The following is a 9357-nucleotide window of genomic DNA, read 5'->3' on the forward strand; positions in this document are numbered from 1 at the left end:
ACTTCTTTAGTAGTCATCCTTCAAGTATAGAAAAGCAGCCTTCGTTCGTCAATTTGTTCTTTGTGTATAAAATAACACCTTGATGTAGCGTGAATACAATAGCATAACAACATCGAACCAAGGGAGGAAGTGAGGTGACAGAAAACAAACTGATTGGTTCCTGGCTAATTGCAATAGGGAACACAGCCGTAGCCATTGGGACAACAAGAGAACTAGTAGAAAGTTCACGGGAAAATGACAACTTGGTTATAGTGGGAAACGGTTTTCAAGCGCTTGGAAATACGATTTCAATTGATGAACGGATCGATTCTGTAACGGAGAGGGTAGGAAGTGAGATACAGGCAGTTGGAAACGTGTCGGTTATTACAGGAGCCGTTGGCAATCAGCATAAAGTGAGTGTTGAAAATGATGTTCTTCTTGTGATCGGTAACGGTTTGCAGTCTGTTGGTGCAGCTATAAAGGTTATCGGTAACATCCAAGACCGTGCAACCAATCAGTTTGTCTTTTTAGATGTAACAGGAAATTCCTTACAATCGATAGGTGCGTTCATTCAAGCTTTGACGGGTGGTAATCTGCTAGGAAGTAAGTGGCCTGGTCAAAAAGTAATAAGAGCAATTGGGACGTGGATTCAAACGTCAGGAGCAATTATCATAGCAGTGAAGGAAACGATTTGATTCATACGATACTATATTACAAAAGGAGGGAGCAGCGTGGGGCAAACGGAATTGCTTGGAGCATGGATTACCGCAACAGGGAACATTACGGCATCGATCGGTGTGACAGAAGAAGTCAGGCAACCTTCTCGGCGAACGGAAGACATCATCATTTTAGGAAACGGACTTCAAGCAATCGGAAACTCCCTTCAAATAGCAGGACCTGTAGATGAGGTACTTGAAAAGCTTGGTAGTGAACTTCAAGTGGTTGGGAATTTATCAATCATTGGTGGCGTTTTATTAAATCGACGTGAGGAGCGTCTTGAAAATGAAGCGTTAATTGTCATTGGTGATAGTTTTCAATCAATTGGTGCAGGTTTAGAGGTGATTAATGATTTACGAAATGTTGATACGAATCAGCCAATCTTATTAGAGATTGTAGGAAACTCCTTGCAATCTCTCGGAGCATTCATTCAAGCCGTTTCCGGAGCGTATGAGTTAGGGATTGGGGAAGACCGACCGTTTGATGGAATATTTGGCGTCGTCGGAAGTTGGATACAAGCTACAGGGGCGGTGATCGAAGCAGTAAAGGAAACGATTCGTCCGAGCCCATCTAATCATCATGATGATGAAGAAGAAAAGAAGGAGGAAGAAGAGAAGGAAGAAGAGTCAGACTGTTCATTTTTTAATTATCCTCCTCACTATTTCTAAAATATAGTAACAAATCAACTTATTACTACATTAAAAATATTTGAATTATCAGTTAATTTGAGTTATAATAAAAAAGGACAAGGAGTTGATATTGATGGAAAAGAATCTAGTAAACGAATCGTACCAATCGGAAGAGAAAGTGATTGATGCTCTATTAGCAGAAATGTTTTTAGATAAGGTTCTGCGAGATGTCCATGAAAAGAAACTTCGAAGCCAAATTGATGTGTCACTGAAAGAACGAAATAAGAAAGCGTTTTTACGTTTAACGAAAGAATTGCGAAATATATAAGGATAACAAAAAGGATCTGCTCGTCAGATCCTTTTTGTGTGAATATTACTCGTCTTCTTCACCTAAACGTGTTGTTTGGGTAGGAAGTGTATCCCAAAAGCTTGTGTCGATTGTTTCAATTGAACCGTCAGCAATTGCGCGTACAGTAGAATCCAATGTTGTAATCGTCTGTTTAATTAAATAGCCGTTGCTTTTTTGACCAAGAATGTATGAGTCGTAGAAGTGATCAGACATGCCACGCATTTCAAATAAAAGTGTTGAAATGCCATATTGAGCGGCTGCGCCGTTACGGCCAATTGCGTTATCAGAACCACCGCTATATTTACCTAAATGCCCCCAACCTGTTGAATCAACTGCGTTGAACACAACAGCACCTAATCGTTTTGAGCGTTCAACCACCTCTTTATCGACACTTGGACTTGTTGGATAAAGAATGGATCCAGATACAAGTTTCCCATCGCGTTCACTTCGCGCACCTTGATGATGCAAATCAATCATATAGTCGATATCGTATTTCTTAAGAACATTGTTATGCAGGGCTTTCGTTTCAGGTTGTTCTTGTTTGACATGATCGCGGTTTAAATCAACTTCGTTTGCGTTATAACGTGTTAAGTGGTACTTGCCATCACCAAGGTAATTATCTAACGAGAAGTTCACATCACCCATTGCCCCGTCTGCGTTTTGCATCGGAACAATTAAGATATTAACGTGATCGAGTACACCTTTTGTTTTATTTGTTCCTAAATGTTTAATGAACTCTAGTGTACCTTCTGTTGTTAACTGCTCATTACCGTGTTGTTGTGTTAAAAATAGAATCGTCGGGTTCTCTGGATTTGACATGTATTTAACAAGGTGAATGTCACGTCCTTTTACCGTTTGACCAATTACTTCTAATTCCATTGCATTTTGCTTCGCTTCTTGTGTCTTTAAAAAGCTTACCATTTCTTCATATGTATGTAGAATTGAATTACGTATTGTTTCATTTCCGTTATAATTTGGCCCGTTCCCAACAGCTTGAGCTGGCATAGATGTTGTCGCGAACACTCCTAGTGCCATGACGCCTGATAATGAGAGTGATAGCATTTTCTTTTTCATTGTCATATCGTTTCCTCCTCAAAAATGGTTTACGTCCTGTTTCAATTGAACAAGCACGCTACCTATCTAGCTTATAATAGAGGTGGAAACGGATGCATGAGCGTAAAATACTGTATTTTAAGAATATTTTAATTAAAGAATATCGCATCATGAATAAAGTTTTAGGTTGAAAGTACCGCTGAATGAAAAAAGTGGTAATTTATAAATGATTGCAAATGAATCTCTTGGTGGAAAAACATCCACTAAGAGATTCCCTTTGTGTATGAGTGCTATGTTTCTTTAAAGTTGAAGAGCATACTTTGTTGCCGGTCCAACAATTCCATCAGTGGCAAGGTTATTTTGACGTTGAAATTCACGAACAGCCGCGTTAGTTGCCGGTCCGAATATGCCGTCGATGGTTCCTACTTTATAGCCTAAAGCGTGTAAAGTACGCTGAAGCGAAGCCACTTCATTGCCGCGATGTCCTTGCCTCAATGTACTAGCAATACGTGTTGTTGAGGATACGGTTCCTGGTGCTGAATTCGTAGTTGTGACTTTTGAAAGATTTAGCGCTTTTTGAGTCGCTAGTCCGACGACACCATCGACTGTTAACCCATTTTTTCGTTGAAACTCACGAACGGCTGCGTCTGTTGCTGGGCCAAATGCGCCATCAATTTCTCCGATGTTATAGCCTAACGAACGAAGCTTATGTTGAAGTTGTTTCACTTCATTTCCACGGTGTCCGATCTTTAAGGAGCTACTCGAACTAGGGGAGGAGACAACCGGTGTATGTGCTCCACCACTTACTTTAAATCCGTTCGCAGCTGCAATCGCGTCAAATGACTTTTGTGATGTCGTAATGATGACAGTTGCGTTTACGTTCAATTGGTCAAATAACCAGCGTACTTCTTCGTCATACATACGAATACATCCGTTACTTACATATTTTCCAATGGAGTTCGGGTTGTTATTTCCATGAATGGCATAGGTTGTTCCATATGTGCCACGTGCATTGAGACCGAGCCAACGATCTCCAAGTGGATTTTTCGGATCTCCACCTTTTACATTTCCTTTGTAATAAGGGCGGTTTTTAATTTTGTTCACAATTTTAAACGTTCCTTCAGGTGTGTAAGAAGGCTTTTTACCTGTTGCAACACGGAATACTTTAACGAGTTTACTATGATGATAATAAGCGAGTTGATTAGTGGATTTGTTAATAATGATGAGTTGGCTTCCTGAAGCTTCAGTTGAGGTTATACTAAGACTAAAAACAAGAAGGCAAGCGGTGATCAATGTGATAAGTTTACGTATCAAACATTTCCCTCCTATCATTTTCATAAATGGAACTCTATGTATGGTATGTGTAAAGAGCTTGAACACTTTACAGTTTTGTTAAAATTGTTACAAAAAGGAAAAATGACCTATAGTAGTTATTTTAAAATAGATAAGATACAATAAGCAGACTGAAGGTAAGTAGAGAGGTCGTGCATAAATAATGATAAGGATTCAACGGTATATAAGAGAGTCAGGCTATTGTTCAAGGCGAGAAGCAGAGCGATTAATTGCTGCCAAACGAGTAAAAATCAATGGAGACATAGCGACGAAAGACCATTTTGTAAAAGAGGACGATGTTGTATGGATTGATGAAGAAAAAGTGAAGGAAAATCATGATCCTTCTATTTATATTGCGTTAAATAAACCTGTTGGGATTACGTGTACGGCTGCGAACGAAATTGAAGGAAACATTATTGATTTTGTGAATCATCCATATCGGATTTTTCCAATCGGACGGTTAGATAAAGCGTCAGAAGGGTTAATTTTATTAACAAACGACGGAGACATCGTGAATAAGATTTTACGTGCCGAGCATAATCACGAAAAAGAGTATGTTGTGACGGTTGATCGACCGTTTAGCGATGCATTCATTGAAGGAATGTCAAAAGGAGTGCAACTTCCAAACGTCAAAACCAACCCTTGTGATGTGTTTCGTATAAACGATGTGACGTTTCGGATTATTTTAACGCAAGGACTAAATAGGCAAATTCGTCGAATGTGTCGTGCGTTTGGGTACACAGTGACCAAACTAGAGCGTATTCGAATTATGAATGTTGAATTAACAGGGATTGAAAAGGGGAAGTGGCGTGATTTAACAGAGGAAGAGGTTCAGACATTAAAGATGCAAGTAGAGAATAAGTAAAAAATAGCTTGTGTTTTAAGAGTAGAGATGGTATATTAATTGAGCGATGAGCTAATTTGTGTAAGTCGAGCGACACGCCTTTTGGTAACGTACGGATGTGGCCGTATGGTCGGTTTCGCCTCAAAACGCATCAAAGACGCCTGCTTTGTACAGGCGTCTTTTTATTATCTACTCGTTTAAGCAAATCGTTTTTTGTTTGAGACACTATGCGAAAGAATGTCACTAAAACTCCTGTGAATCACACAAGAACGTTCGTTTTTAAAACAAACTCTTCAACGACTTTTGCTACACCGTCATTCATGTTTGTGTCTGTTACATAATTTGCGATTTCTTTAATATCATCTGGTGCATTTCCCATCGCAACACCGAGACCGGCAAATTCAATCATTGCTAAATCGTTATAACTATCGCCCATAGCGATTACTTCCTCACGTTTAATGTCAAGCTTTTCAATTAACAAGTTTAGGCTCGTTCCTTTTGTGACGCCTACTTCGGTAAATTCTAAAAAGAATGGCTTTGAGCGCATAACGCTTAACTCTCCGTTTAGCTCTTCTTGCAATGTTTTTTCTACTTCTGCTAAACGTTCTGCTTCTTTTAACATCAATACTTTGACAACGGGTTCGTTCACTGCTTCAACGAAGTTATCGACCTTTACGATTGGCATACTTGTTAAATTGCCTTCTACATCCGTAAATTCATTCTCTTCTTCTGTCACAATGTCATTTCCTACATACGTGTGAATCCATACGTTTTCTCGGCGGCTAATGTCATATAAATGATGAACCGTTTCAGGAGGTAACGTACTACTAAATAGCTCTTTATTTGTTTGGCAGTTAATCACTTTTGCTCCGTTAAATGAAAGAATAAAACTACCATAATCTTTTAAGCGAAGCTCCTCGGCAATATGAGTCATCGCATACGTCGGACGTCCTGATGCGAGAACAACTTTTACCCCCATTTCTTGTGCTTTCATTAAGGCCTCTTTTGTACGTGGTGAAATGGTTTGGTCATCACGAAGAAGTGTATCATCTAAATCTAATACAATCATTTTATATGTCATAGTTATACGTCCTTTCTATCTAAGGTGTTCGTTTCTCTACTATCCTACTACAAATAGGTGAAAAATCAATGTGTAACTAGAAAGTAGACATAGTCAAACCTACCATTTAAAAATATAGTCTTATTTGTTACACCAATTGATTTTACGAAGCTAGACAAATTTGACCATTGGGTTCAAGCGCTAAGAGACGGAAGAATAAACGTCGATGAATTCATTGATGCTCATGGGATTATGCCTGCTAGTTTTATTGAAGCGGGTGTTCGTCTCGTTACCTCTCCTTTTTACTTTACTCCGTATCTCTCCTTATTAAATCGAATAGATGATCAAGAATATGTTCAAAAGTGGCGTCGCTTTCACGACTGGACAAAAGGGCATATTCCATTTGTCGGTGCAACGTTAAAACAATTATTAAATGATTTAGTAAAAGAAAATAAACTAGTAAAAGGACAAATGGTCATTCGTAACCAACGTATTGATTTGCGAAACATTTCTTCAAATTTATTAGTCATATCTTCTAAAAATGATCGTCTCGTTCCGAAAGAACAAACGTATCTAATTATGAATCTCGTCTCAAGTGAAGATAAACAGTATGTGTTAAATGATGGTGGTCATACGTCTATCACGGTCAAAAATGGTCAATTGCCTGAGTATCTTAAAGGATGGTTACAGGCGCGTTCTGACTCAATGTGAAAAGAGAGAAACTGTTAATGTCTGGAGGGGAAATAGATGTTTTTACTAAATGTGAGTGAGATGTCAAAAACAGCTCCTTATGTTGAATATTTAGGATTTGCTGGAGTTGTTTATTCTAGTTATTTGTTGGAATTACAAGAGAAAAGTCAATGAACGATAATCCAATAAACAGCCTGGAGGTGAGTGATAAGCCTTTAGGCTGTTTTGTTTATTTATATGTTCAAAGCTGGCAAAAGTCATGTTCTCATCTAGCGGGGAATAAAATAATGATATGAATGGGTTGATGACGGGAGATGAGAGTTTGTGAGAATTGTAGCTACTGAAAGTAATGAAATGGTTTCGACGATAAAGAACGGCTTGCCAGAATCTCAATCAATTAAAAATATTGTCATTATTGGAGCTGGAATGGCAGGGCTCGTAGCAGCTTCTTTGTTAAAAGAAGCTGGACATCACGTGACAATTTTAGAAGTGAACAATCGAGTAGGTGGACGTGTTTTTACAGAAAGGTCCCCATTTACAGAAGGATTGTATCTTGATGTTGGAGCGATGAGAATTCCAGAGACACATGAGTTAGTGCTTGAATATGTCAGGAAGTTTAATCTTTCGCTTGATCCTTTTATTAACCGCACACCAAACGATCTTATTTATGTGAATGGGGTAAGAACAACTTATGAACAATATGAGAAAAACCCAGACATTCTTAACTATCCTGTTGAAGAAAGTGAAAAAGGTAAAACAGCAGACGAGCTTTTAAATTGGGCAATTGAACCAATTACTAGTTTTATTAATAAAAACCCAAAAGAAAATTGGAAGAAAGTCATTAATGATTTCGACTGTTATTCAATGGATAGTTACTTACGATACAATCCATTTGGTCGAACACTCTCATCGGGTGCAATTGAAATGATTAATGTAATGGTAAATTTTGAAGGGCTATCAGAGTTATCTTTTTTGGCTATTTTACGAGAAATCATGGTGCTCTCTGTACCTAACTTAAAGTTTTATCAAGTAAGAGAAGGAAGTAGTCGCTTACCAGAAGCATTTCTACCACAGCTAAACGATTCATTGTTTTTGTCCCAAAGAGTGACAAGAATTGTTCAAGAAGAGGAAGGTGTAACGGTTCGATCCATTCATAAGCAAAGTTTAAAACGATATGAAACGAAGGCAGATTGCGTTATTGTCACCATTCCATTTTCAGGGATGAACTTTATTGAAGTTTACCCATATCATTCGTTGTCACACGATAAGCGTAAAGCGATTCGTGAGCTTCATTATGTGCCAACTACAAAAATAGGACTGCAATTTAAGACAAGATTTTGGGAGAAACAAGGTCTTTCTGGTGGAAGTGCAACGACTGATTTACCGATTCGACGAATATATTATCCGATCAATCAACAAAGTAAGACGGGAGCAGGTATTCTCCTTGCAAGTTATACGTGGGAAGATGATGCACTCATTTGGGATAGCTTAATCGAAGAAGATCGTATTCGAAATGCGCTTGAAAACGTTGCAGCAATTCATGGTCAAGAAATTTATCATGAGTTTGTGACCGGATCTTCTCACATTTGGTCACAGTATCCGTATGTAGGTGGCTTTTGTATGTTTAAACCTGAGCAACAAAAAGAACTCGGCGATGTGCTTATGACACCAGAAGGACGCATCCATTTTGCTGGAGAGCACACCTCCTCGTTACCAGGGTGGATTCAAGGAGCGATTGAATCAGGCATTCGTGTGGCGAAGGAAGTGAATGAGAGGGGAGAGTGACATTATAGTAAATCCCATCCTCGTTGTGCGTCAAGTACAATCGTATCGACGAAAACGGTGGATGGGAATGAGAGTTGTAAAGAAAGTGGAAGAGCGTGAAAGTCACATTGAAGGAGACTTTGCATCACAACTTGTGAACGATGTATCAAACAAGCAGCTTATCACCATCATTGATACACTTCAAGGTCCGGTAGAGGTTCAACATTTACCAGTAGACATTCAAGCAGCGTTTTTAAAAGCACAAGACTTTATCAGGTATGTTGATGAAAAGTAAACAATGGAGCTGAGCGAAAAGAGGGGAATGAACTTCCCTTTTTGGCTCAGCTCCATTCTCTTCTTGTTGAGAGTTAATCTGCATAGTAATCGACAGAAAGCCAAGGGGGTGTCCCTTTACAATCTCTTGGACATTGCAGGAGTTCATCACTTGAAAGAATGTGTAAGGCTTTGTCCATATTTACAACGTCCATATATAATATGTTGTCTTCTCCTGGGTAGATTGCTTTGACATTTACTCGGCACCATAAAGCACTGTAGATCGTGTTAAGTTGCCCGGGAACACCTGGGATGGTGGTCATTTGAATGACTTTTTTCTCTCTAAATTTAATGCCAAGAGAATTGAGTGTTAATCGTACCTTTCGAATCTCGTCTTCAAGCTCACTAGTTGTCGTGCCGGGGACGATTCGAACAAGGTTTTGATTAACAGAAATTTCAACTTGCATATAACCATTAATATTGATGGCTTGTTCCACAATTTCACTTAATGCACAGCTTAATCGATGATCAGTCGTCATGAAGCTAAATTGAGTTCTTGTATCCAAATGAAAGTTTTGATTACTCACGTAAGCGGTCATTCTCCTTTTCTATGAATCTTTTATTATTGTATGAAAAATCTCTCATTTTTGCTTAGACATTTAAGAGA

General features: G+C 38.7%; 11 protein-coding genes. 7 read left to right on the forward strand and 4 right to left on the reverse strand.

Going from position 1 to position 9357, the window contains the following annotated elements:
- Positions 1-134: 134 nt before the first annotated feature.
- The 3 genes from DIS06_RS14945 to DIS06_RS14955 all read left to right on the forward strand — a co-directional run bounded on the left by DIS06_RS14945 (position 135) and on the right by DIS06_RS14955 (position 1653).
- Positions 135-674 carry a DUF6944 family repetitive protein gene (locus tag DIS06_RS14945; protein ID WP_110114035.1) on the forward strand — a complete coding sequence of 180 codons (540 nt, stop codon included), beginning with the start codon at positions 135-137 and terminating at the stop codon, positions 672-674.
- 36 nt (positions 675-710) lie between these two features.
- Positions 711-1364 (forward strand): DUF6944 family repetitive protein, encoded by a 654-nt coding sequence (locus DIS06_RS14950; RefSeq protein ID WP_110114036.1) that lies wholly within the window; start codon positions 711-713, stop codon positions 1362-1364.
- 94 nt (positions 1365-1458) lie between these two features.
- Positions 1459-1653, forward strand: a complete 195-nt coding sequence (locus DIS06_RS14955) for an IDEAL domain-containing protein (protein ID WP_110114037.1) — start codon at positions 1459-1461, stop codon at positions 1651-1653.
- Between the two features lie 45 nt (positions 1654-1698).
- Here the strand turns inward: DIS06_RS14955 and DIS06_RS14960 are convergent, their stop codons facing one another.
- Together DIS06_RS14960 and DIS06_RS14965 are read right to left on the reverse strand one after the other, a co-directional pair.
- Complete coding sequence (locus DIS06_RS14960; protein ID WP_110114063.1) at positions 1699-2748, reverse strand: M14 family zinc carboxypeptidase; 1050 nt, start codon at positions 2746-2748, stop codon at positions 1699-1701.
- A gap of 279 nt (positions 2749-3027) precedes the next feature.
- Complete coding sequence (locus tag DIS06_RS14965) at positions 3028-4041, reverse strand: L,D-transpeptidase family protein (RefSeq protein ID WP_239422081.1); 1014 nt, start codon at positions 4039-4041, stop codon at positions 3028-3030.
- Positions 4042-4225: 184 nt separating this feature from the next.
- Here DIS06_RS14965 and DIS06_RS14970 point away from each other — a divergent pair, with 184 nt between their 5' ends.
- Positions 4226-4924 carry a pseudouridine synthase gene (locus DIS06_RS14970; RefSeq protein ID WP_110114065.1) on the forward strand — a complete coding sequence of 233 codons (699 nt, stop codon included), beginning with the start codon at positions 4226-4228 and terminating at the stop codon, positions 4922-4924.
- Between the two features lie 238 nt (positions 4925-5162).
- Here DIS06_RS14970 and DIS06_RS14975 read toward each other — a convergent pair whose 3' ends face one another.
- The gene (locus tag DIS06_RS14975; RefSeq protein WP_110114038.1) at positions 5163-5984 is read right to left on the reverse strand and encodes a Cof-type HAD-IIB family hydrolase; all 822 of its coding nucleotides are present in this window, start codon (positions 5982-5984) and stop codon (positions 5163-5165) included.
- A gap of 231 nt (positions 5985-6215) precedes the next feature.
- Here DIS06_RS14975 and DIS06_RS14980 point away from each other — a divergent pair, with 231 nt between their 5' ends.
- The 3 genes from DIS06_RS14980 (at position 6216) to DIS06_RS14990 (ending at position 8712) form a co-directional block, all read left to right on the forward strand.
- Complete coding sequence (locus DIS06_RS14980) at positions 6216-6674, forward strand: DUF3141 domain-containing protein (protein WP_110114039.1); 459 nt, start codon at positions 6216-6218, stop codon at positions 6672-6674.
- A gap of 333 nt (positions 6675-7007) precedes the next feature.
- Positions 7008-8438, forward strand: a complete 1431-nt coding sequence (locus tag DIS06_RS14985) for a flavin monoamine oxidase family protein (RefSeq protein WP_110114066.1) — start codon at positions 7008-7010, stop codon at positions 8436-8438.
- Between the two features lie 67 nt (positions 8439-8505).
- Positions 8506-8712, forward strand: a complete 207-nt coding sequence (locus DIS06_RS14990; protein ID WP_110114040.1) for a hypothetical protein — start codon at positions 8506-8508, stop codon at positions 8710-8712.
- A gap of 73 nt (positions 8713-8785) precedes the next feature.
- Here the strand turns inward: DIS06_RS14990 and DIS06_RS14995 are convergent, their stop codons facing one another.
- On the reverse strand, positions 8786-9277 hold the full coding sequence (locus DIS06_RS14995; protein ID WP_110114041.1) for a hypothetical protein: 492 nt from the start codon (positions 9275-9277) through the stop codon (positions 8786-8788).
- Positions 9278-9357: the final 80 nt, after the last annotated feature.

The sequence above is a fragment of the Bacillus sp. CGMCC 1.16541 genome, assembly GCF_003184905.1.
Classification (GTDB): domain Bacteria; phylum Bacillota; class Bacilli; order Bacillales; family Bacillaceae_H; genus Priestia.